Source organism: Microbacterium esteraromaticum (assembly GCF_028747645.1).
In the GTDB taxonomy this organism is placed as follows: domain Bacteria; phylum Actinomycetota; class Actinomycetes; order Actinomycetales; family Microbacteriaceae; genus Microbacterium; species Microbacterium esteraromaticum_C.
On the sequence record NZ_CP118100.1, the window covers coordinates 2,957,178 to 2,978,706 of the forward strand.

Sequence of the window (21,529 nt, forward strand, 5' to 3'; positions counted from 1 at the left end):
CGCGCTTCGCGACCCCGCCTGTCACCGAGAACAGGCCGTTCACCGAGAACAGGCCGATTCCTGAGAATTCGTCCTGTTGCGGCGAACGGGCCTGTTCTCAGACAGTGGCGGATGCCGGAAGACTGGGCATCACCGAGAGCTGACGGCACGGCGCCGGGCCAGAACGAGCCCGACGGCCACGGCAAGGCCACCGAGGATGAGCGGGATGACGGTGTGCACGAGTTCGAGTCGCGTGCCGGCGTGCGGATCTGTGAGCGGCGTGAGCCGGCTGTAGATGAGCGCCTGAAGTGTGCCAGCAGCGACGCCCAGCACCAGAAGAGGGAGCGGCACCCATGCCCACGGGTTCGGCATAACGCGGGCGCGACCGATGCTCACGCCCGCGATCACCGCGAATGCGACCGGGAGGAGCGCGCTGGCGGCGACGGTGATGATGACCGTCGGCTGAAGGATCACAGGCGGCACCAGGTAGCCGAAGAACACGACGAGCATGAACACGTCTGGGGCCATGAGCGACACGAAGCTCGAGAAACCGAGCAGGATCAGTGCGATCCGACTCAATGGCCGAGTGCCTGCGAGTGCGGCTCCCGCGCCGACCCCGACCGAGAAGACCACGGCCGACGCGAGCACCAGCAGTCGGGGGACCAGAACAGACGTAGCGAGGAGTTCACCCCATCCGAACGGCCCGATGACTTCGAGGACGCCGCCGAGCAGTAGCAGTCCGCCACCGATGAGCAGAGTCTTCGCGCGGGCGGTCGCGACCGTGGCATCCGCAGTCATTTCGGTTGTCGTATGCATGGCGACGAGGCTACGTCGCCGCGTGCGCGTCGACGCAGGTTATCCACAGATCTGCCGCACCCACCCCTCGACTTGCCCTTGACGAAACTTCGCATGTTCTTTCGCGCCATCCCCTGCACAAGAGCACGATTCTATGAGCGATCCTGATATGGACCACTCGCGCAAAGGAGCCCATCGTGAACCGCAACGAGACCAACGAACTCTTCGACACCGATGCACACCTGTTCATCGGTCGACCGCTCTGGTTCGACAAGCACCCCTCGCAGGCCGAGGGCGAAGACTACTGAGCGCACGCGCGCACGACGAAGCCCCTGCCGATCCAAAGGATCCGCAGGGGCTTCGTCGTAGGAGCCAGGCCTGTCAGGCTCCGCGCAGGCGCTCGGCCAGGTACTGCTCGAGGGCGTCGAGCGGCACGCGCTCCTGGCCCATGGTGTCGCGGTCGCGCACGGTGACGGCGCGGTCGTCGAGCGAGTCGAAGTCGACGGTGACGCAGAACGGCGTACCGACCTCGTCCTGGCGGCGGTAGCGGCGGCCGATGGCGCCGGCGTCGTCGAAGTCGATGTTCCAGGTGCCGCGCAGGGTGTCGGCGACCTCACGTGCCAGCGGCGACAGGCGCTCGTTGCGCGACAGAGGCAGCACGGCGACCTTGATGGGCGCCAGGCGCGGGTCGAGCTTGAGCACGGTGCGCGTGTCGGTGCCGCCCTTGGCGTTGGGCACCTCTTCTTCTTCGTACGCGTCGACCAGGAAGGCCATCATCGAGCGGGTCAGACCGAACGAGGGCTCGATCACGTAGGGCGTGTACCGCTCGCCAGAGGCCTGGTCGAAGTACGTCAGGCTCTGGCCCGATGCCTCGGAGTGGCTGGAGAGGTCGTAGTCGGTGCGGTTGGCGACACCCATCAGCTCGCCCCACTCCTTGCCAGGGAAGCCGAAGCGGTACTCGAAGTCGATCGTGCCCGCCGAGTAGTGCGCGCGCTCCTCTTCGGGAACGTCGAACTGACGCATGTTCTCGGGGTCGACACCCAGGTCGATGAACCAGTCCCAGCAGGCCTTGACCCAGTGCTCGAACCACTCCTGCGCCTCGGCCGGAGGAACGAAGTACTCGATCTCCATCTGCTCGAACTCGCGGGTACGGAAGATGAAGTTTCCGGGCGTGATCTCGTTGCGGAACGCCTTGCCGACCTGGCCGATGCCGAACGGCGGCTTCTTGCGCGAGGCGGTGAGCACGTTCGAGAAATTCACGAAGATGCCCTGCGCGGTCTCGGGGCGCATGAAGTGCAGGCCAGACTCGTCGTCGACGACGCCCAGGTACGTCTTGATCAGGCCGGAGAACGACTTCGGCTCGGTCCAGCGACCACGGGTCCCGCAATCGGGGCAGACGATGTCGGCCATGCCGTTCTCGGGCTGACGCCCCTTCTTCGCCTCGAACGCCTCGATGAGGTGGTCCTCACGGTGACGCTTGTGGCACTGGAGGCACTCGACCAGCGGGTCGGTGAAGGTCGCGACGTGGCCGGAGGCCTCCCACACGCGCTTGGGCAGGATGATCGACGAGTCGAGGCCGACCATGTCGCCACGGCCGCGCACGAAGGTCTGCCACCACTGCCGGCGGATGTTCTCCTTCAGCTCGGTGCCGAGGGGACCGTAGTCCCATGCCGAGCGGGAACCGCCGTAGATCTCACCCGCTTGGAACACGAACCCGCGGTGGCGGGCGAGGGCGATGACCTTGTCAAGACGGGACTGTTCGGCCACGGTGGCTCCAATGGTCGGATGCTGCGGGGAATTCGCCCGAGAAGCGGGCATCCTCATCCTACCGGCGAGCCCCTCGCACGGTGGTCCGCCCTCGGATGCCCTCCGAGGGTCAGAGGTCGGCGCCTACTCGCTGAAGAGGTAGCCCCGGCCAGTCTCGAACCCGGCCACGCGCAGTCCGCGCCCGAGCAGCTGCTCGACCTCGCCGCGCAGGCGCAACCGCCACTCGTGCGCCGCGGCGGGGTCGGACTCCCGCATCGCCTCGACGTCGGCGGGGATCTCAAGCGTGGCGACGACGGCATCGGATGCCGGAGGCTTCGCGATATCGGCGAGCGCCCACTCGACGTCGAACCTGTCGCTCTCGTCACCGGCATCGCCGCCGCCGAAGATGCCGTACTGGTTGACGGCGTAGTCGGTGACGCGGGCGCCGAGCACGGTGAGGAAGAAGTGGGCGTTGCGCGCCACGAGCGGATCGAAGGTCCACGTGATGCGCCCGACCTCGCGCGAGAACGCCCACTGGCGCTGGTGCTCCTTGAGCTCACGCCCCCAGCCGCGGCCGCGGTAATCGGGAAGCAGTGCGGTGATGTGCGAGTGCATCGTGCGCCGGCCCGGCACACCGAAGAACGCCACCGATGCGCCGACCATGCGCTCATCACCGTCGTCGCCGTCGAACAGGCCGACCACGTAGTTTCCGGACTGCTGCAGAGCACGCAGTGTGCCCGCGTCGATCACCCGCTCGGGCCCGCGGATCGAATCCAGCAGCCCCTGGGCTTCAATGATCAGTTCAACAGTGTCGAGATCTCGGATGGTGCGCACGCCCCCAGTCTGCCCCTCGATGCCCCGATGCCGAAACCGGCGTGGTGAGCAACCCAGGTTGACACCGCAGTCTGTAGCAACCTAGGTTGACACCATGGAATCCACGCAGCTCGCAGCCGTAGCCGCAGACACCGCTGATCCGAAGCGGGGCCTTCGTGCCGTCGCGTCTCTGCGCGCACTGGCCGACACCCTGGAGCTGCGCCAGGTCGAAGCGGCACTGCGGTCGGGCATGACCTGGCAGGAGATCGCCGACGCCCTCGGCGTCACCCGCCAGGCCGCACACAAGAAGCACGCCAAGCGGGTCGACCCCACAATCCCCACCCCCAGGAGAAACGCATGAACAAGTTCGTCCGCGTCGCGCAGACAAGCCAATCGCTCTCACTCTCCGCCATGGAGGAGGCCTCACGAACCGGGCGCCGTGAAGCCGACCTCGAACACCTCCTGCTCGCGCTGGTCATCACCGATCAGAACGCGGGGCAGGCACTGCGCGAGCTGGGCATCGACATCGAGACCGCACGCCGTGCCGTTCAAGAGCAGCATGAGATGCAGTTGGCCACCCTCGGCATCGAGACGCAACTCCCCGCTGCGGGGCCCATCGTGTTTCACGAGACCGGTGGGTACACGTGGAGCAAGCGGGCCACCGACCTGCTCGCCCGTTCCAGCGGCAAAGGACGATCCGGGGATGCCGCAGCTGTTCTACGGGAACTCGTCGCAGAGCCAAGCGGCTTGATCAGTGGCATCCTGCAGAGGCTCGGGACGACCCCCGCAGAAGTGACCTCGCATCTCGACCGCATCGATGCGGCCCGTCGCACGCCCTCACCCCGTCCAAAGAAGAAGGGCCGCGCAACGATGGCATCCGAGACCTTCGTGCCTGCCCCTGTCGATGAGGTGTGGCGCTTCGTGTCCGACCCGGCGCGCGTGCCCTCCTGGGAGCCGAGCATCGGCGAGGTGGACACTACTGATCACGAGGCACGAGTCGACTCCGTCTGGGAGGGGCGCGCCCCGGAACACCGCCCCGACGGGCGCCCCACGAAGGTCCGGCCGGACTTCAGACGACGAACCATCGAACTCGTCACCGCTCAGCGGCCCGAGCGCGCCGTCTGGCGCTTCGCCTATCCCGATGCGGCGAACGCGAGCCCGGTCACCACGACTTTCGACCTCTCCGCCACGACCGGCGGAACGCAGGTCACCATCACCCTCTCCTGGTCTCGCAGGCCGGGCTGGCGGCGCGTCGTCGGTATCGCGCTGCGCCCCGTACAGAAGTTCGTCATGTGGATAATGCTCTTCCAGATCGGCGGAGCCGTCAGCCGCGAGTTCCGTTGACGGCAGACTCGCACGCCGTTGCACGCAACTCCGGAGAGACCTCGCCGTGCAGGGCGTCAGGTGCCAGATCGGCCGTCCGAACGCACGGATCTCCGGAGTTGCGAACCGTCAACGGCGCCGAAGTTCCGACCGTCGCGCGCTCACACTGCGCGCAACGCGTCGCGATCGAGGTCGGCCACTGAGGTCAGCCCGGCAAGGCCCAGGGTGATGTCGAGTTCGGCGAGCACGTTGCGGATCACCTCTTGCACGCCCCGCTCGCCGGCGATGCCGAGCCCGTACGCATACGGGCGTCCGAGGGCGACCAGGTCGGCACCGAGCGCGAGGGCGATCGCGGCGTCCGCACCGCCCCTCACCCCGGAGTCGAAGATCACCGGCATCCGCCCGCCGATGCGCTCGCTGATCTCGGGCAGCACGTCGAGCGTAGGCACCGAGCGGTCGATCTGCCGACCGCCGTGGTTCGAGATCCAGACGCCGTCGGCTCCGGCATCCGCCGCCCTCTCGGCATCGTCCGGATGCACGATGCCCTTCAAGATGATCGGCAGCGACGTCCATTCACGCGCTTTGGCGAGGTCGTCCCACGTGAGCGTCGGGGTCGAGAACACGTCGAGGAACGTCTCGACGGCAGCGCGCGGCAGCGGCGAGCGCAGGTTGTCGCGCAAGCTGCGGCTGCCGGTGAGCGCGGCGCCCCTGCGCGCGATCGACACCCCGGCGGCGATCGTCTTGGGCGTCACCCGCACGGCCGAACTGTCACCGGAGGAAGCGGATGCCCGTTGCTGCACCAACTTCTGGAACACCGGGTCTGAGGTGTACTGGGCGATACCCATCCCCCTCGTGAACGGCAGGTAGGCCAGATCGAGGTCGCGTGTGCGCCACCCAAGCAGGTGCGTGTCGAGCGTGACGACGATCGCCTCGCATCCCGACGCCTCGGCGCGGGCGAGCAGTGACGCGTTGAGCTCATCGGAGGCCGACCAGTACAGCTGGAACAGTCGCGGAGCGCCCGGTGCGGACTGCGCGATCCGCTCGAGCGGGAACGACGCCTGGTTCGAGACGGTGTACGGCACACCCGCGGATGCTGCCGCCCGCGCCACGGCGAGATCGGCCTCGGGGTGCGCGAGTTCCATGACCCCCAAAGGCGCAAGCAGCAGGGGTGTGGGTCGGGTGCGCCCGAGGAACTCCACCGACAGGTCACGACTGCTCACATCGCGCAACGGACGCGGCCACACCTGCCAGCGGCCGAAGGCGGCGCGGTTCGCGGCCACGGTCGCCTCCGCGCCGGCGCCCCCGGCCACGTACGCATACGCTTCGGGCGTGAGCGCCGCCTGTGCGGCGGACTGGAGCGCGGTCGCATCGATCGGCACGGCCGGTCGTTCACCGCTGATGCCCGCACGGTAGATATCGGACTGCGTGCGGCGTGAGATCCCCCGCGCCGCCGCCGGATCGTTCGGAGCCACGTTGCTCATGCGGTCACCCTATCCTCACGGGCCGCACCCCAGTAGGGTCGTGCCATGACGAGCGCGGGCACAGCAGTACTCCGGCAGTCGACCGTCATCGCTGCGGCGGTCTTCATGCTCATTGGTGCGACCATTGGCGGCGGTGCGCTCGGGGGCACTCCGGTGCAGGATCTGCAGGACGGCGCTCTTTCCGCGCAGGGGTCATATCTTGCTCCGGCAGGACCGGCCTTCGCGATCTGGTCGGTCATCTACGTGGGCCTCATCGGGTACACGGTGTGGCAGGCGCTGCCCTCCCAGCGCGAAGACCCCCGGCAGATGCGCACCGGCTGGTGGGTGGCCCTGTCGATGCTGCTCAACGGCCTCTGGCTGGTCACCGCCCAGTTCCTCACACTGCCGCTGACCGTGCTGGTGATCGCAACCCTGCTGGCGGTGCTCGCCGTGATCATCGTGCGCCTCGACACGCCACCCGCACGCGGATGGGTGGACCGCCTGCTGCTCGATGGTGTGATGGGTCTGCACTTCGGGTGGGTGACGATCGCCACCGTTGCCAACACGGCCGCCTGGCTCACGCAGAGCGTCCCCGGCCAGTGGGCGCAGTCTGCCGATGCGTGGGGCATCGCGGTGCTGGTCGTCGTTCTCGTGATCGCCGCGCTCAGCGGGTTCGTCACCGGCAGGATCGCCCCGGCCCTGGCAACCTCGTGGGGCCTGGCTTGGCTGGCGGTGGGGCGCATCACCGATCAGCCGCACAGCGACGCGATCGGGATCACCGCGATCATCGTGGCCGGTGGCATTTTGGTGGCCGCCGTGGCCGGCAGCCTCCGGCGTCAGCGGCGCCGCGCAGCGGACGCCCCGAGCTGAGCTGCCGGCGAGCCCCGAAGGATCCGCGCCCCGAGGGGTCCGCGCCCCGAGACCCCGCCCGAGTCGATGATGATCAGCCAGCAGCGAGGTGGATTGCGTTCATAACTCCGGAGAACCCCGGCTGAAACGGCCGAGATCGGCGGTTCTGCCGGCTGTGGCATCCGATTCTCCGGAGTTGCGTGCACTCGTGGCTGTACACGACGCGGCCAGGCGTGCTCCAGTGGCGATAGCCTGTGCGAATGGATGATGCGGACGACAGAGCGAGAAAACGCCTGTCACGCGTTCCTCCCCGTGGCGCGATCGTCGCCGTGCTCGCCTTCGTCGGCCTGTGCTCGGCATTCATGTTCACGCTCGTCGTGCCGTTGCAGGCCGAGCTCCCTCGCATCCTGAATGCCTCCCGCGAGGACACCTCGTGGGTCGTCACCATCACCCTGCTCGTCGCCGCGGTCGCCACCCCGATCTCGGGGCGCCTGGGCGACATGTACGGCAAGCGCCGCGTGGTCATCGCGCTACTGATCCTGCTGATCTTCGGATCGGTGATCGCCGCCCTGTCGAACTCGATCATCGGCGTCATCATCGGCCGCGGCCTGCAGGGCGCCACCACCGGGGTCGTTCCCCTCGGCATCGCCATCATGCGTGACGTCCTGCCGCCCGAACGCCTCGGCACCTCGGTGGCACTGATGAGCGCGACCATGGGCGTCGGCGGCGCCGTCGGCATGCCCGTCGCCGCCTACCTGGCGCAGAACGCCGACTGGCACTCGCTGTTCTGGCTCGCCGCAGCCCTCGGAGTGATCAGCGCGATCCTGGTGATGCTGATCGTGCCCGATGACGTGCTGCTGTCACCGGGACGCCTCGACATCGTCGGAGCGATCGGCCTCGCCATCGGCCTGACGGGGCTGCTGCTCTACGTGTCGCGCGGCGCCGAGTGGGGCTGGACGGCTCCGGCATCACTGATCAGCCTGGTCGGCGGCATCCTCGTGCTGTTGATCTGGGGCTGGTACCAACTGCGCACCCGAGAGCCGCTGCTCGACTTGCGCGTGGCCGCCAGGCCCGCGGTGCTGTTCACCAACATCGCCGCCATCTGCATGGGCTTCGCGCTGTTCTCGTCGAACGTGACGTTCCCGCAGCTGCTCGAACTGCCCGTCGCGACCGGCTCGGGCCTGGGACTCGATATGTTCTCGGCCGCCCTGGTCGTGGCCACCTCGGGCGTGGTGATGATGATCATCTCGCCGCTGTCGGGCTTCCTCGAGCGCACGGTCGGCCCCCGCCCCCTGTTCACCGTGGGTACCGCGGCGATCGTGCTCGCCTACGTGTTCGTGTTGCTGTGGTCCACCGAGGTGTGGCACCTGCTGATCGCCAACCTCCTCATCGGCGTCGGCATCGGCTTCTCATTCGCCGCCATGCCGATGATCATCATGCGCGCCGTTCCCGCCCACGAGACCGGGGCATCGAACGGGCTGAACGCTTTGTTCCGCTCGGTGGGCACGTCGACGGCATCCGCAGTGATGGGCGGCGTCCTCGCCGCCATGAGCATCGACGTCAACGGCATGGCCGTGCCCACCCGCGAAGCCTTCGAGGTCTGCTTCTGGTTGGCGATCGCCGCGGGCATCATCGCCTTCGCGCTGACGTTCGTCATTCCGCGGCATCCGCACTCCGAGCAGCACCCCGCGCTGCCGGGCTGATTCCGCCGCGCGGCGGACGCGCCCGCGTCGGTATCGGATGCCCGGTTCGGATGCCCGGTTCGGATGCCCGGGGTCGGCGCGCGTACGCTGGAACCCATGACTTCTTCGCCGACTGAGGCCGAACCGGCCTCGCGCGACACCCGCTTCTTCGGCCAACCGCGCGCGCTCGTGCACCTGTTCGGCGTCGAGATGTGGGAGCGTTTCAGCTTCTACGGCATGCAGGGCATCCTGCTGATCTACCTGTACTTCTCGGTCGCCGACGGCGGCCTCGGCGTTCCCGAGGCGATCGCCGGTGGCATCCTCGGTGCCTACGGCGGATCGGTGTACCTGTCGACGATCCTCGGCGCCTGGCTCGCCGACCGCATGTTCGGCTCGGAGCGGGTGCTGTTCGTCAGCGCGATCGTGATCGTCGCCGGCCACCTGTCGCTGGCTCTGCTGCCGGGTCTGATCGGCGTCGGCGTCGGCCTGGTGCTGATCGCGCTCGGCTCGGGCGGGCTGAAGGCCAACGCCACCTCGGTGGTCGGCACCCTCTACTCCCCCGAGGACACCCGCCGAGATGCCGGGTTCTCGCTGTTCTACCTGGGCATCAATCTGGGCGCGTTCCTGGGTCCGATCCTGACGGGCCTGCTGCAGTCGACCGCCGGCTTCCACTGGGGCTTCGGCCTCGCCGCGGTGGGCATGACCCTGGGTCTGATCCAGTACTCCTTCGGGCGCAAGGAACTGCCTGCGAGCGCCCACGTCGTGCACAACCCCCTGCCGCGCAACCGCTACCCGCTGGTGGGCATCATCGCGATCGCCTCGATCGCCGTGCTCGCCGTGCTGGTGCTGATCGGCGTGATCCGCGCCGACAACCTGTCGGACATCGTGATCCTCGGCGCGCTGGTCGCCACGGTGGCGTACTTCGCCGTGATCCTCTCGAGCCGTCACGTCACCTCGCAGGAGCGCTCGCGCGTGTGGGCCTTTCTGCCGCTGTTCATCACGAGCGTGGCGTTCTGGTCGCTGTATCTGCAGCAGTTCACCGTACTCACGGTGTACTCCGACAAGCGCCTCGACCGTGAGATCTTCGGCTGGGAGATGCCCATCCCGTGGGTGCAGTCGATCAACCCGGTCTTCATCATCCTGCTCTCGGGCGTCTTCGCGGCCCTCTGGTCGCGCCTGGGCACACGGCAGCCGTCGACTCCGGTCAAGTTCGCGCTCGGCACCGCCATCATGGGCGGGGCGTTCCTGCTGTTCCTGCCCTTCGCGAACGGTGGCCCCGGCTCGACGCCGCTGCTGGCGATCGTCGGCATCCTGTTCATCTTCACCGTCGCCGAGTTGCTGATCTCGCCCATCGGGCTGTCGGCGGCGACCAAGCTGGCGCCGGCCCGTTACCAGACGCAGATGGTGGCGCTGTTCTTCCTCTCGATCGCGCTGGGATCGGCCATCTCGGGCTGGCTGGTGCAGTTCTACGACCCAGCCAATGAGGCACCGTACTTCTCGATCCTCGGCGGCATCGCCATCGTGGTCGGGGCGGGGCTGCTGCTCGCGGCGAAGCCGGTGCTGACGCTCATGCGCGGAGTGCGCTGAGCACACACACTCGACGATGAAAGGGGCCCGGTGGTGCGTTCAGCACCGCCGGGCCCCTTCGTCAGAGGACGCGCCCTCTGATCAGTGCGCGTACTCCATGAGGTCGGTGCCGAGAATGCGGAAGGCCTCATGCGCCCGCAGGCGGTGGCTGATCGAGAGGTCATCGAAGCAGACCGTGAGCGCATAGGCGACACCGGCGCGCGGACCACCCAGCACACCGGCCTCAGCGCGCACGCCGCGGTCACGTCCGGTCTTGTTGATGAACAGCAGCCCGTGGGCGTCCTGATCATGGGCGAACGGGTCGAGCCCCGTCGCCGAAGCGACCAGGCTCAGGTCGTGGTTCAAGCTCAGCCATTCCGAGACCTGTGCACTGACCGCGGCGTTGACGACCTTGGAGTTCACCAGGGCGGCCATGAGCCCGGCGAACTCACGCGTCGTTCCGACCGCGACGTGCGGGGCGTCGTCGGGGCCGCGCTTGTCGCGGAATCTGTCGAGAACGGCGCTACGCGGCATGCCGAGGCTCACCATACGGGCACGCACCTGGTCATGACCGACGACGTCGAGTAGCGCGTTGGCCGCGTTCGGATCGCCGGCGGCCGCCGCGAGCACCGCGAGGTCGACCATCGGCAACGCCGGTGCACGCAGACTGCGCCACAGGCCGGAGCCCGCGACGAACTGCGCACGGACACGGTCGATGATCTGCAACGGCTCGATCCGGCCGGTCTCCAGACCTGCCGCCGTCTCGACCAGCACGGGCACGACGCCGAGCCCGGCGATGGGCAGCGCGACGTGGTCGTCTCCAGAGAGCACAACGTCGCCGGTGTCGAGGTCGGCGACGTGCACTGACACCTGGGCGCCGGACTGAGCGAGCTCCTGCAGTGCGCGCAGACTCGACCCGAACGAACGACGACCGACCGCGGCGCGACGGGGCGCGCGACGCCCACGGTGCCGCGCACGGCGCAACGACGCGCGGGCGCCTTCGACGGGCTCGGGAACAGAAGAGGAGTGCGGGGACACGCAGTTCCTAACGGGGGATGGGGGAGGTCACGGCCTGTGGAACCGCCGTCCCCCCGGCGGCGGTTCCAGCCGTAGTGCTCATCGTAGTCCGCTCCCCCGTGCCCCTCTACAGCACGTCACCAGATCGTGACGCGCTGCTGTTCGGGCAGGTAGAGGGCGTCGCCCTCGGAGACCTCGAACGCCGTGTAGAACGCGTCGACATTGCTGAGGATCTGGTTGCAACGGAACTCGTTCGGCGAGTGCGGGTCGATCGTCAGCAGGCGGATCGTCTCGGCGTCGCGGCTCTTCTGCTGCCACACCTGCGCCCAACTCAACAGCAACCGCTGTACGCCGGTGTACCCGTCGATCACAACGTCTTCCCCACCCTGCAACGACAGCTCGTAGGCCTTCAGTGCGATGCCGAGCCCACCCAGATCGCCGATGTTCTCACCGATCGTGAGGGCGCCGTTGACCTTGTGCTCGTCATCGAGGCCCAGCGGGGTAAGAGCGTCGTACTGGGCGATCAGAGCCTTGGTGCGCTCCTCGAACGCCGCGCGATCCGCGTCGGTCCACCAGTCCTGCAGACGCCCGTCGCCGTCGTAGCGGCTGCCCTGGTCGTCGAAGCCGTGCCCGATCTCGTGACCGATCACCGAACCGATCCCGCCGTAGTTCGCGGCCGCATCGCGGTTGGGATCGAAGAACGGGTACTGCAGGATCGCCGCCGGGAACACGATCTCGTTCATCAGCGGGTTGTAGTAGGCGTTGACCATCTGCGGCGGCATGAACCACTCGTCGCGATCGATCGGCTTGCCGACCTTCGAGATCTGGCGGTCGTGCTCGAACCGGGTCGCTCGGCGCGCGTTGCCGATCAGGTCGTCGGCAGCGATTTCGACGGCGTCATAGTCGCGCCACACGTCGGGGTGGCCGATCTTCGGTCGGAAGGTCGCGAGCTTGGCGAGCGCCTTCTCACGCGTCTCAGGGCTCATCCACTCGAGCGTCTCGATGCTCTGGCGGTAGGCCTCGATGAGGTTGGCGACCAGCTCGTCCATCGCGGCCTTCGACTCGGCCGGGAAGTGCCGCTCGACGTAGATCCGCCCGACGGCATCGCCGAGAGCGCCCTCGACGAGTGACACGCCCCGCTTCCAGCGCTCGCGGATGCTCGGGGTGCCGGTCAGCTCGGTGCCGTAGAACGAGAAGTTCTCGTCGACGAACTCGTCGGTCAGGTACGCGGCGACGCCGTGCACGACCTTCGCGCGCAGCCAGGCCTTCCAGTCCTCGAGTCGCGCGTCGGTGAGCAGCGCGCCGAGCCCCTCGAAGAAGCTGGGCTGGAAGACGACGAGCTCATCGAACGCCGCCGGGTTCACCTCGGCGACCGCGTCGCGCCACGGCGAGAGATCGACGCCGACGAGCTGTTCGAACTCGCCCCACGTCTTGAGGTTGTAGGTCTTCACGGCGTCGCGCGATGCGACGTTGTCCCAGTGGTGACCGGCGATCTCGTGTTCGAGCGCGAACGCCCGGTCTGCGGTGCCCGCAGCATCGGCGACGGATGCCAGGTTCAGCAGCCGCTCGAGGTGCGCCCGGTAGGCGGCCCGGGTTCCCTCGAAGTTCTCCAGGCGGTAGTAGCTCTCATCGGGCAACGACAGACCGGCCTGAACGGCGAACGGCACGTACCGCTCGGGGTTGCCGGGGTCGGGCTCGACGAAAACGCCGATCAGCGCGGCGACGCCGTCGCGATCGAAAGCCCCGACCGTGGCGAGGAATGCGGGAATGCTGTCGATCGCGTCGACCTTGGCCAGCTGCTCGGCAAGCGGTGCCGTACCGAGGGCCGCGATGCGCTCGGTGTCCATGAAGCTGGTGAACAGGTCGCCGACCTTGCGGGCAAGCGTGCCGGGCTCGGCCGACTGCGATTCCTCGACGATCGCGTGCACATCTTTCTCGGCCTGCTCGGCCAGCATGTGGAACGATCCCCAGCGTGCCTTGTCGGCGGGGATCTCGGCGGCCTCCAGCCACGTGCCGTTCACGTGACGGTAGAGGTCGTCCTGCGGACGAATGTCGTGGTTGAACTCGGAGACGGCGAGACCGGAGGGCAGAACGTCTGTCATGGCATCCACCCTATGCGCCGGGGCCGACACGAGCGGCAGGTCCGTTTCGGCTCGTCACCGGCGTCGGAAGAGTCGGCGGCGTCGTCGTCGAGGCTCGTTCGCAGCATCCGCCCTCGCCGCCTGCGTCTCGGCGGCCCGTGCGGCCTCACGGCGCTCCCGCCAGGCCGAGATCTCGGCGTCGACGTCGCGCGTGCGCGTGACGACCGGCGGGCCGCCGTTGAGTTGCCGGCGCGCATCGATGACACGGCGGTTGAAGTCCTCGACAACGTCACGCACGTCCTGCTCGTTGGTGAGCCGATCGAGATCGTCGGCGAGCCCACGGTCCTCCACGCGCAGCATCAGCGCGGGCGGCCCCAGCCCCGACAGGTTCTCGGTCTCGATCTTGCGACGGATCCACCAGTCGGGATCATGATGCGTGCCCAGCCCCTCCAGCGGCTTGCCCGCACCAGGCAGGTCATCGAACTGCCCCTGCCGGATCGCGATCTGGATCGCGGTCTCGACGAACTCCGCCTTGTTCTGAGCGTTCAGCGTCATGGGCGGCGGCGTGTCGGCATCCGCCTCCGGCGCCTCACCGACCGCCTGGTGGGCGCGGTACCGAGCCGCCTCTCCCATCGCGTCCGACATGGCCATCACCTCCGGTGCCACCAGGGTACGTCGTCAAGCGGCGAGCAGGCGCGGGTGGCATCAGAAGATGTCTGCACCACACCATAGGGTCGAATGGTGGCATCCACTCCCCCGCCCGCGACGCTGAACCGCGAGATCTTGCGACTCGCAGTACCCGCGCTCGGTGCACTCGTCGCCGAGCCGCTGTTTCTCATCATCGACGCCGCGATGGTCGGGCACCTCGGCATCGTGCCGCTGGCGGGGCTCGGCATCGCCAGCGCCGTGCTGCAGACGATCGTCGGGCTCATGGTCTTCCTCGCCTACTCGACCACTCCCGCCGTCGCACGGCGTTTCGGCGCCGGCAGGCCCGGAGACGCCGTGTCGGTCGGCATCGACGGCATGTGGCTCGCCCTGGCGCTCGGTGCGCTGCTCGCCATCGTCGGATCGCTGCTGACGCCGGGGGCGGTCGACCTGTTCGGCGCCACCGATGCGGTCGCCGGCGAAGCGCGCGCCTACCTCGGCATCTCGATGTGGGGCCTGCCCGCGATGCTCATCGTGTTCGCCGCGACTGGTCTGCTGCGCGGCATGCAAGACACCATGACCCCGCTGTGGATCGCCGGGCTCGGCTTCGCGGCCAACGCCGGCCTGAACTGGGTGTTCATCTACGGGCTCGGCTGGGGCATCGCCGGCTCGGCCTTCGGCACGGTCGTCGCGCAATGGGGCATGGTCGCCGCGTACGCCCTCGTCATCCGGCGCCTGGCCGTGCGGCACGGGGCATCTGTCCGGGCCCAACGCGGTGGCCTCGGCGTGACTGCTCGTTCCAGCGGCTGGCTGTTCCTGCGCACGGTCAGTCTGCGTGTGGCGCTGTTGGTGACCGTCGGGGTCGCTACCGGCATCGGCACGCAGGAGCTCGCGGGGTGGCAGATCGCGTTCACCATCTTCTCGACCGCGGCCTTCGCGCTCGACGCGCTGGCGATCGCCGCGCAGGCGCTCGTCGGCAAGGGTCTCGGCGCCGGCGACCTCGACCAGGTGCACCGCGTACTGCGCCGCACCGTTGCGTGGGGCGCGTGGTTCGGAGTGCTCGTGGGCGTCATCATCGCCGCATCGTCGCCGGTGATCGGTCTGCTGTTCACGGGGGATGCAGAGGTGGCCGCACTCATACAGCCCGCCCTCATCGTGCTCGCCATCGCCCAGCCGATCGCCGGCGTCGTGTTCGTACTCGACGGGGTACTCATGGGGGCGAACGACGCCCGCTACCTGGCGATCGTCGGCGTGCTCAACCTCGTGCCCTTCCTGCCGGCGCTCTGGATCATCGCCGCCACCGGCGTCGACGGTGCCGCAGGGCTGGTCTGGCTCGCGGTCGCTTTCTTCGGCGTCTACCTGCTGGCCAGACTCGGCACCCTCAGCTGGCGCGTACGCACCGACGCCTGGACGAAAGTGGATGCCTGAATCGGGTCAGCCCCGCTGACCGGCAGCGGCCGGCGCCGAGACTCGGTCGAAACGCCGACTGAGTTATCCACCTGTGGATAACTAGGTGGATAACTTGTGCGAAACGCGCTGCCTGCCTGTGCACAGACCGGTGGAGAGCGGTGGAGAAGTGCGAAGTTCGAACGGAGCATCGAACAATCCACCCCAGCGGCATGCCACGTGGGTACGCACCAGAGCGCCCGGCGCCGCAATCACTCCCGCGCACCGTCGCCGACACCCCCACCTTGCGCCGAGACCCCTAGCTGTGGGCGTCCGCAGGTAGGGGTCTCGGCGAGAAGTAGGGGTGTCGGCGGGTGGGAGCGGGAGGCAGCGCCAGGAGCGGGCGCGGAGCGGGCGTCAGGCGACCTCGCCCGCGGCGACCGTCTCGGCCAGCATGTGCACGCGCGGCAGGTGGTGTGCACCGTAGAAGTCGGCGCTGACCAGGCGGGCCCGGTCGGTGGCATCCGCTGTCTCGTGCGCGAGCACGGCGACGACCGCGAGCGCGTGCATCCATCCGCCGGCGAGGGTGCCCAGCAGCATCAGATACGGCACGCTGACGCCGTAGGCGTCTCGCGTCATGCCGAAGCCGAGCAGCGAGCCCGTCGCAGCACGCGCCGCGGCGATCGCACGGTCGAGGCGGTCGGCCGTGCGCGTCGCGACCGGGTCGCCCAGACCGCGCAGTGTCTCGACGGTTGCGGCCATCTCGGCGAACAGCGCTTCGGCGGTCGCTCCGCCGTTGCGGATCAGCTTGCGACCGATCAGGTCGTTCGACTGGATCGCCGTCGTGCCCTCGTAGATGGGCATGATGCGGGCATCCCGGTAGTGCTGGGCGACGCCGGTCTCTTCGATGAAGCCCATGCCGCCATGTACCTGGATCGCGTCGCTGGTGATCGCCACGGCGTCCTCAGTGGCCCAGCCCTTCAGGATCGGCACGAGGAACTCGGCGAGAGCGCCGGTGCCAGCGGTCTCGGCACGGTCGAACAGGTCACCGAGGTACACGCCCAGTGCGCGCATCGCGAAGATGCGGCTCTGCATCGACAGCAGCAGGCGCCGCACGTCGGGGTGCTCGGCGATCTTCGTGCCCGCCGGTCGGTCCATCACGGCGCCCTGCAGGCGGTCCTCGGCGTAGGCGACGGCCTGCTGGTAGGCGCGGTCCGAGATGCCGGTGGCCTGGAAGCCCATGCCAGCGCGAGCGGAGTTCATCATCACGAACATGCCGGCGAGCCCCCCGCCGACCTCGCCCACGAGGTACCCGGTGGCGTCTTCGTACGCGAGCACACAGGTGGGGCTGCCGTGGATGCCGAGCTTGTGCTCGAGCGCGACAGTCGTCACGGTGTTGCGGGCGCCCGGAGTGCCATCGGCCTCGGGCAGGAACTTCGGCACGACGAACAGCGACAGACCCTTGGCACCCTCGGGGGCATCCGGGGTGCGCGCGAGCACGAGGTGCACGATGTTCTCGGCGACGTCGTGGTCGCCCCAGGTGATGAAGATCTTCTGCCCGCTGATGCCCCACGAGCCGTCGGCGCGCGGCGTCGCCATGGTGCGGATCGCGCCCAGGTCGGTGCCGGCGTCGGGTTCGGTGAGGTTCATCGTGCCGGTCCACTCGCCCGAGACGAGCTTGGTGAGGTACGTGGCACGGATCTCATCGGATGCCACGGCGTCAAGCGCATGGATCTGACCCGCTGTCAGCAGCCAGCACAGTGCGAAGGCGGCGTTGGAGCCGTTCCACAGTTCGCCGAGCCCTGCGCGGATCGATCCGGGCAGCCCGTCGCCGCCGGCAGACTCGGGCGCTTCGGCGGTGATCCACCCGGCGTCGACGAACGCGCGGTACGCCTCGGCGAATCCGGCCGGGAGGGTCACCTGGCCGTCTTCGAGGCGCGCGCCTTCGCGGTCTCCGACGGTCTCGAGGGGCGCGAGCACGGATGCGGCGAACTCACCGGCGCCCGCGATGATCTCGGCGGCGTCGTCGGCGCTGAAGGCGCCGTCGGTCGCGCGCGCGGGCAGGTCGAGCCCGAAAGCCTCTCCGAAGAGGAAGGTGTAGTCGTCGACCGGCGGGGTGTAGTCGGATGCCATCGTGCACTCCAATCACTGAGACTGAGAGTCAGTGTACGCGAGACTGCGTCTCAGCGGCTAGTGATGCCCTACACATTCCGCCGATTGCGACCGTTTTCCCCAGACGGTGAGCCTTCGGGACTCCGAGGTCGGCGACCCCTGGCATCCTCGATCGAAACGGGTGATGATGGAGAGGTGCTGACGATGACGGAACCCCAGGTCTGGACGCTGATCGGCGTGTTCGCCGCCGGACTGTTCGGCATGCTGACGCTCATGTCGACGATGTTCGTGCGCGTGGTACGCACCGAGATCGGCTCAGTGCGCACCGAGATGCGATCCGGGTTTGACGGGGTGCATTAGCGCATCGACCGACTCGACAACGACGTCAACGCCCTGATGAAGCACACCTTCGGCACCCAGCGCGACTGACCGGGTCTCATGCGGTTCAGGCGTAGCGCCGGCACCATTCGTACATCACGACCGCACCGGCCGCGCTGGCGTTGATCGAGCGCGTCGATCCGTACTGCGTGATCTCGATGTGCGCGGATGCTGCCGCGAGCGCTTCATCCGAGAGCCCCGGCCCCTCCTGCCCGAACAGCAGCACGCACCGCTCGGGCAGTTCAGCCTTGTCGACCGGAACGGCCTCGCCGACATTGTCGACGGCGAGGATCGGGATGCCTTCGGCGGCCGCCCAGTCGGCGAACGACGCCACATCCGGATGGTGGACGACATGCTGGTATCGGTCGGTGACCATCGCGCCGCGCTTGTTCCAGCGGCGACGGCCGATGATGTGCACGGTGTCGGCGAGGAACGCGTTAGCGCTGCGCACGATCGAGCCGATGTTCATGTCGTGCTGCCAGTTCTCGATCGCGACGTGGAACGCGTGGCGCTTGGTGTCGAGGTCGGCGACGATCGCCTCCATACGCCAGTAGCGGTAGCGGTCGATCACGTTGCGGGTGTCGCCGTGCTCGAGCAGCTCCGGGTCGAAGTGCTCTTCGGTGGGCCAGGCCTCGCGCCCGCCGGGATAGGGGCCGACCCCGTGTGTGGTGTGCTCGGGGGTCTGCTCGTCCATCCCGTCAGCGTATCCGGCCCAGGCGCAAACGAGCGGCCCACACTTTTAGGCGCACCGAAAACCGGCTAATCTTTCGGTGTGCCTAAAACCAGTTCTCTCCTCCGCGCGGGCGCCACAGGTGCCGCCCTGGTACTCGCCGTGACGCTGTCCGCGTGCGCCCCCGACTCCGGCGCCCCCGCAGGGCAAGAGCCTGCCGATGAGCGACCGACCGTGCTGACGACGTTCACCGTGCTCGCCGATATCGCGCAGCACGTCGCCGGCGACCATCTCGCGGTCGAATCGATCACCAAGATCGGGGCCGAGATCCACGGCTACGAACCCACGCCGCGTGACGTCGCGAAGGCAACCGACGTCGACCTCATCATCGACAACGGGCTGGGCCTGGAGGCCTGGTTCGCGCAGTTCGTCGACAACGTCGACGTGCCGCACGTGGTCGTCTCGGACGGCATCGAGCCGATCGACATCGCCGCCGACGCGTACGCCGGCAAGCCCAATCCGCACGCCTGGATGAGCCCGCTCAACGTGCAGATCTATGTCGACAACATGGTCGAGGCCTTCAGCGACCTCTCGCCCGAGCATGCGGCCGACTTCACGGCGAATGGCGAGGCCTACAAGAGCGAGCTGCAGCAGGTGTACGATCAGCTGGTCACCGAGCTGCAGACCATTCCCGAGCAGCAGCGGGCGCTGGTCACGTGCGAGGGCGCCTTCTCGTACCTTGCGCGCGACGCCGGCCTCACCGAGATCTACATCTGGCCCGTCAACGCCGAACAGCAGGCGACACCGCAGCAGATCACTGCGGCGATCGAGGCAGTGCGACGCGATGAGGTTCCCGCCGTGTTCTGCGAGTCGACCGTGTCTGACAAGCCCATGCAGCAGGTGGTCGAGGCGACGGATGCCACGTTCGGGGGCGTCCTCTACGTCGACTCGCTCTCCGAAGCCGGTGGGCCGGTGCCGACCTACCTCGACCTGCTGCGGCACGACGTCGACACGATCACCACGGCGCTGCGCGGTGACACGCCATGAGCGCCGTTCCCGCCGAAGAACCCGCGATCGCGGTGCACGGTGTGTCGGTGCGCTACGGCGACGTGCGCGCCCTCGACGACGTCTCTCTGACGATCCCGGCCGGACGCGTGACGGGCCTGGTGGGTATGAACGGGGCCGGCAAGTCCACGCTGTTCAAGACGCTCACGGGGAGCATCCGCCCCTCGCACGGAACGGTGCGCGTCGGCGGCCGCACTCCCGCCGAGGCGCGGCGGCGGCGCCTGATCGGATACATCCCGCAGAGCGAGGAGGTCGATTGGGCCTTTCCGGTGTCGGTGCGCGATGTCGTCATGATGGGGCGCTACGGCGGGCTCGGACTGACGCGTCGGCCGAGGCGCGTCGACCACGCAGCGGTCGACGCGGCGCTCGACCGCGTCGAGCTGGCGGATCTCGCCGACCGCCAGATCGGTCGACTCTCGGGTGGGCAGCGCAAGCGCGCGTTCATGGCGCGCGGACTCGCGCAGGGCGCCGACATCCTGCTGCTCGACGAACCGTTCGCCGGCGTCGACAAGCGCTCCGAGGCCATGATCGTGCGCCTGCTGCGCGATGTCGCAGCCGAGGGGCGCACGGTGCTGGTGTCGACGCACGATCTGCATGCTCTACCTGCGCTGGCCGACGAGGCGGTGCTGCTGCGCCACCGGGTGATCTTCCACGACGACGTGCGCACGGCTCTCGCGCCGCAGAACCTCGCGAGCGCCTTCGGCCTCGACGTGTTGGAAAGGGACGACTCATGACCCCGATCGACCTGCTGCTGGAGCCCTTGCAGTACGAGTTCATGGTGCGCGCCCTGGCCACCACGGTGATCGCCGCCGTCGTGTGCGCGATCCTGTCGTGCTGGCTGGTACTGATCGGCTGGTCGCTGATGGGCGATGCGGTCTCGCACGCCGTACTGCCCGGTGTCGTGCTCGCCTACATCGTGGGGGCGCCGTTCGCCCTCGGGGCGCTGGTGTTCGGATTCCTCGCCGTCGGCCTGATCGGACTGCTGCGCGGCACCAGTCGCGTCAAGGAGGACGCCGCGATCGGCATCGTCTTCACCACCCTGTTCGCCCTCGGGCTGGTGCTGATCTCGGTCACACCGAGTCAGACCGATTTGAACCACATCATCTTCGGCAACATTCTCGGCGTCACGGCGGATGACCTCGTGCAGGTGGGCGTGCTCGCGGCGATCGCGTTCGTCGTACTGATGCTCAAGCGCCGCGATCTGACCCTGTTCGCGTTCGACCCCGCGCACGCGTTCGCGATCGGGCTGTCACCCCGCCTGCTCGGGGCCCTGCTGCTGGGCATGCTCGCCCTCACCGCGGTCGTCGCCCTGCAGGTGGTCGGTGTGATCCTGGTCGTGGCGATGCTGATCATCCCCGGCGCCACCGCTCATCTGCTGACCGACCGATTCGGCACGATGCTGCTGATCGCCCCGATCCTGTCAGCCTCAGCCTCGGTCATCGGCATCTACCTCAGCTACTGGCTGGACGCCTCGCCCGGCGGCCTGGTCGTGCTGGTTCAGGGGGCGGTGTTCGCGCTCGTCTATCTGTTCAGCCCGAGGCAGGGAGTGATCGGCCGACAGCTGCGCCGGCACCGGGCATCCGAACCCGTCGGCGCATGACGCGCATCCACCGCGACTAGGCTCGACGTATGCCCTCAGCACGATCCAGCAAGCCGTCGCGCGACGATTCCGAGGCCCGCCGGGCGATGCGTCTGAGCACCTGGTTCGCGCTGGGTGCCGGGGCACTCGGTGTCGTGCTGATCGCCTGGCCCCACCTGCTGCCGGCTGGTGGCCCCTGGGTGCAGTTGGCTCTCGGTGCGATGACACTGTTCCTCGCGTTCCGCGCCCGTGCCATCGGCACCCGCGGCGTCGAGGACTACGACGGTCGCCTGTCACTGCTGGCCGCGATGGCCGGCTTCGCCATTCTGTTCTTCGCCGGCGGCGAGGCGTTCCGCCTGTTGGCGGCACTGGGCGGCTGAGCC

Annotated in this window: 20 protein-coding genes; 11 read left to right on the forward strand and 9 right to left on the reverse strand. The window is 68.3% G+C overall.

Going from position 1 to position 21,529, the window contains the following annotated elements:
- Positions 1-129 precede the first annotated feature (129 nt).
- The 3 genes from PTQ19_RS14230 to PTQ19_RS14240 form a co-directional block, all read right to left on the reverse strand.
- Entirely contained in the window at positions 130-795 is a 666-nt protein-coding gene (locus tag PTQ19_RS14230) for a hypothetical protein (RefSeq protein ID WP_274367810.1), read from the reverse strand.
- A 360-nt stretch (positions 796-1,155) separates the two neighbouring features.
- Positions 1,156-2,541 carry a glycine--tRNA ligase gene (locus tag PTQ19_RS14235; RefSeq protein WP_179409768.1) on the reverse strand — a complete coding sequence of 462 codons (1,386 nt, stop codon included), beginning with the start codon at positions 2,539-2,541 and terminating at the stop codon, positions 1,156-1,158.
- Between the two features lie 123 nt (positions 2,542-2,664).
- Positions 2,665-3,354 carry a GNAT family N-acetyltransferase gene (locus tag PTQ19_RS14240; protein WP_206821517.1) on the reverse strand — a complete coding sequence of 230 codons (690 nt, stop codon included), beginning with the start codon at positions 3,352-3,354 and terminating at the stop codon, positions 2,665-2,667.
- A gap of 94 nt (positions 3,355-3,448) precedes the next feature.
- Here PTQ19_RS14240 and PTQ19_RS14245 point away from each other — a divergent pair, with 94 nt between their 5' ends.
- Positions 3,449-3,694 carry a hypothetical protein gene (locus PTQ19_RS14245; protein WP_206822468.1) on the forward strand — a complete coding sequence of 82 codons (246 nt, stop codon included), beginning with the start codon at positions 3,449-3,451 and terminating at the stop codon, positions 3,692-3,694.
- The gene (locus tag PTQ19_RS14250; protein ID WP_274367811.1) at positions 3,691-4,677 is read left to right on the forward strand and encodes an SRPBCC family protein; all 987 of its coding nucleotides are present in this window, start codon (positions 3,691-3,693) and stop codon (positions 4,675-4,677) included. Before PTQ19_RS14245 ends, PTQ19_RS14250 begins: the two co-directional genes overlap by 4 nt.
- Positions 4,678-4,817: 140 nt before the next feature.
- Here the strand turns inward: PTQ19_RS14250 and PTQ19_RS14255 are convergent, their stop codons facing one another.
- Positions 4,818-6,137, reverse strand: a complete 1,320-nt coding sequence (locus PTQ19_RS14255; protein WP_274367812.1) for an alpha-hydroxy-acid oxidizing protein — start codon at positions 6,135-6,137, stop codon at positions 4,818-4,820.
- A 45-nt stretch (positions 6,138-6,182) separates the two neighbouring features.
- Between PTQ19_RS14255 and PTQ19_RS14260 the strand changes: the two genes are divergently transcribed.
- From PTQ19_RS14260 to PTQ19_RS14270, 3 genes are all read left to right on the forward strand, one after another.
- Positions 6,183-6,986, forward strand: coding sequence for a TspO/MBR family protein (locus PTQ19_RS14260; protein ID WP_179409764.1), 804 nt, complete (start codon positions 6,183-6,185; stop codon positions 6,984-6,986).
- 239 nt (positions 6,987-7,225) lie between these two features.
- Positions 7,226-8,668: an MFS transporter gene (locus tag PTQ19_RS14265; protein WP_206822471.1), complete on the forward strand. Its 1,443-nt coding sequence runs from the start codon at positions 7,226-7,228 to the stop codon at positions 8,666-8,668.
- 96 nt (positions 8,669-8,764) lie between these two features.
- Complete coding sequence (locus PTQ19_RS14270) at positions 8,765-10,234, forward strand: peptide MFS transporter (RefSeq protein WP_179409762.1); 1,470 nt, start codon at positions 8,765-8,767, stop codon at positions 10,232-10,234.
- A gap of 81 nt (positions 10,235-10,315) precedes the next feature.
- Here PTQ19_RS14270 and PTQ19_RS14275 read toward each other — a convergent pair whose 3' ends face one another.
- The 3 genes from PTQ19_RS14275 to PTQ19_RS14285 form a co-directional block, all read right to left on the reverse strand.
- Complete coding sequence (locus PTQ19_RS14275; RefSeq protein ID WP_179409761.1) at positions 10,316-11,251, reverse strand: serine hydrolase; 936 nt, start codon at positions 11,249-11,251, stop codon at positions 10,316-10,318.
- Positions 11,252-11,367: 116 nt separating this feature from the next.
- A complete protein-coding gene (locus tag PTQ19_RS14280; protein WP_274367813.1) occupies positions 11,368-13,332 on the reverse strand; it encodes a M13 family metallopeptidase in 1,965 nt (654 codons plus the stop codon).
- Positions 13,333-13,386: 54 nt separating this feature from the next.
- On the reverse strand, positions 13,387-13,956 hold the full coding sequence (locus PTQ19_RS14285; protein WP_274367814.1) for a DUF1992 domain-containing protein: 570 nt from the start codon (positions 13,954-13,956) through the stop codon (positions 13,387-13,389).
- Between the two features lie 93 nt (positions 13,957-14,049).
- On the opposite strand from PTQ19_RS14285, the gene PTQ19_RS14290 reads away from it, so the two are divergent.
- A complete protein-coding gene (locus PTQ19_RS14290; RefSeq protein WP_425313130.1) occupies positions 14,050-15,384 on the forward strand; it encodes an MATE family efflux transporter in 1,335 nt (444 codons plus the stop codon).
- Between the two features lie 375 nt (positions 15,385-15,759).
- Here the strand turns inward: PTQ19_RS14290 and PTQ19_RS14295 are convergent, their stop codons facing one another.
- Positions 15,760-17,475 (reverse strand): acyl-CoA dehydrogenase, encoded by a 1,716-nt coding sequence (locus tag PTQ19_RS14295; RefSeq protein WP_274367816.1) that lies wholly within the window; start codon positions 17,473-17,475, stop codon positions 15,760-15,762.
- 183 nt (positions 17,476-17,658) lie between these two features.
- Here PTQ19_RS14295 and PTQ19_RS14300 point away from each other — a divergent pair, with 183 nt between their 5' ends.
- On the forward strand, positions 17,659-17,814 hold the full coding sequence (locus PTQ19_RS14300) for a hypothetical protein (RefSeq protein WP_274367817.1): 156 nt from the start codon (positions 17,659-17,661) through the stop codon (positions 17,812-17,814).
- A gap of 85 nt (positions 17,815-17,899) precedes the next feature.
- Here PTQ19_RS14300 and PTQ19_RS14305 read toward each other — a convergent pair whose 3' ends face one another.
- A complete protein-coding gene (locus PTQ19_RS14305; RefSeq protein ID WP_274367818.1) occupies positions 17,900-18,526 on the reverse strand; it encodes a TrmH family RNA methyltransferase in 627 nt (208 codons plus the stop codon).
- Positions 18,527-18,604: 78 nt separating this feature from the next.
- On the opposite strand from PTQ19_RS14305, the gene PTQ19_RS14310 reads away from it, so the two are divergent.
- The 4 genes from PTQ19_RS14310 to PTQ19_RS14325 are packed head-to-tail and all read left to right on the forward strand — an operon-like array spanning position 18,605 to position 21,526.
- Positions 18,605-19,549 (forward strand): metal ABC transporter substrate-binding protein, encoded by a 945-nt coding sequence (locus PTQ19_RS14310; protein ID WP_274367819.1) that lies wholly within the window; start codon positions 18,605-18,607, stop codon positions 19,547-19,549.
- Positions 19,546-20,301 (forward strand): metal ABC transporter ATP-binding protein, encoded by a 756-nt coding sequence (locus PTQ19_RS14315; protein WP_274367820.1) that lies wholly within the window; start codon positions 19,546-19,548, stop codon positions 20,299-20,301. The genes PTQ19_RS14310 and PTQ19_RS14315 overlap by 4 nt, the downstream gene beginning before the upstream one ends.
- Positions 20,298-21,167, forward strand: coding sequence for a metal ABC transporter permease (locus PTQ19_RS14320; RefSeq protein WP_274367821.1), 870 nt, complete (start codon positions 20,298-20,300; stop codon positions 21,165-21,167). The genes PTQ19_RS14315 and PTQ19_RS14320 overlap by 4 nt, the downstream gene beginning before the upstream one ends.
- Positions 21,168-21,196: 29 nt before the next feature.
- Positions 21,197-21,526, forward strand: a complete 330-nt coding sequence (locus PTQ19_RS14325) for a hypothetical protein (RefSeq protein ID WP_206551017.1) — start codon at positions 21,197-21,199, stop codon at positions 21,524-21,526.
- Positions 21,527-21,529 lie beyond the last annotated feature (3 nt).

What these genes read in the sequence shown, in the direction of transcription:
- PTQ19_RS14230 (WP_274367810.1), bottom strand. Translation starts at nt 795, where the DNA reads ATGCATACGACAACCGAAATGACTGCGGATGCCACGGTCGCGACCGCC.
- PTQ19_RS14245 (WP_206822468.1), top strand. Translation starts at nt 3,449, where the DNA reads ATGGAATCCACGCAGCTCGCAGCCGTAGCCGCAGACACCGCTGATCCG.
- PTQ19_RS14250 (WP_274367811.1), top strand. Translation starts at nt 3,691, where the DNA reads ATGAACAAGTTCGTCCGCGTCGCGCAGACAAGCCAATCGCTCTCACTC.
- PTQ19_RS14255 (WP_274367812.1), bottom strand. Translation starts at nt 6,137, where the DNA reads ATGAGCAACGTGGCTCCGAACGATCCGGCGGCGGCGCGGGGGATCTCA.
- PTQ19_RS14260 (WP_179409764.1), top strand. Translation starts at nt 6,183, where the DNA reads ATGACGAGCGCGGGCACAGCAGTACTCCGGCAGTCGACCGTCATCGCT.
- PTQ19_RS14265 (WP_206822471.1), top strand. Translation starts at nt 7,226, where the DNA reads ATGGATGATGCGGACGACAGAGCGAGAAAACGCCTGTCACGCGTTCCT.
- PTQ19_RS14270 (WP_179409762.1), top strand. Translation starts at nt 8,765, where the DNA reads ATGACTTCTTCGCCGACTGAGGCCGAACCGGCCTCGCGCGACACCCGC.
- PTQ19_RS14280 (WP_274367813.1), bottom strand. Translation starts at nt 13,332, where the DNA reads ATGACAGACGTTCTGCCCTCCGGTCTCGCCGTCTCCGAGTTCAACCAC.
- PTQ19_RS14285 (WP_274367814.1), bottom strand. Translation starts at nt 13,956, where the DNA reads ATGTCGGACGCGATGGGAGAGGCGGCTCGGTACCGCGCCCACCAGGCG.
- PTQ19_RS14290 (WP_425313130.1), top strand. Translation starts at nt 14,050, where the DNA reads ATGGTGGCATCCACTCCCCCGCCCGCGACGCTGAACCGCGAGATCTTG.
- PTQ19_RS14295 (WP_274367816.1), bottom strand. Translation starts at nt 17,475, where the DNA reads ATGGCATCCGACTACACCCCGCCGGTCGACGACTACACCTTCCTCTTC.
- PTQ19_RS14300 (WP_274367817.1), top strand. Translation starts at nt 17,659, where the DNA reads ATGACGGAACCCCAGGTCTGGACGCTGATCGGCGTGTTCGCCGCCGGA.
- PTQ19_RS14305 (WP_274367818.1), bottom strand. Translation starts at nt 18,526, where the DNA reads ATGGACGAGCAGACCCCCGAGCACACCACACACGGGGTCGGCCCCTAT.
- PTQ19_RS14315 (WP_274367820.1), top strand. Translation starts at nt 19,546, where the DNA reads ATGAGCGCCGTTCCCGCCGAAGAACCCGCGATCGCGGTGCACGGTGTG.
- PTQ19_RS14320 (WP_274367821.1), top strand. Translation starts at nt 20,298, where the DNA reads ATGACCCCGATCGACCTGCTGCTGGAGCCCTTGCAGTACGAGTTCATG.
- PTQ19_RS14325 (WP_206551017.1), top strand. Translation starts at nt 21,197, where the DNA reads ATGCCCTCAGCACGATCCAGCAAGCCGTCGCGCGACGATTCCGAGGCC.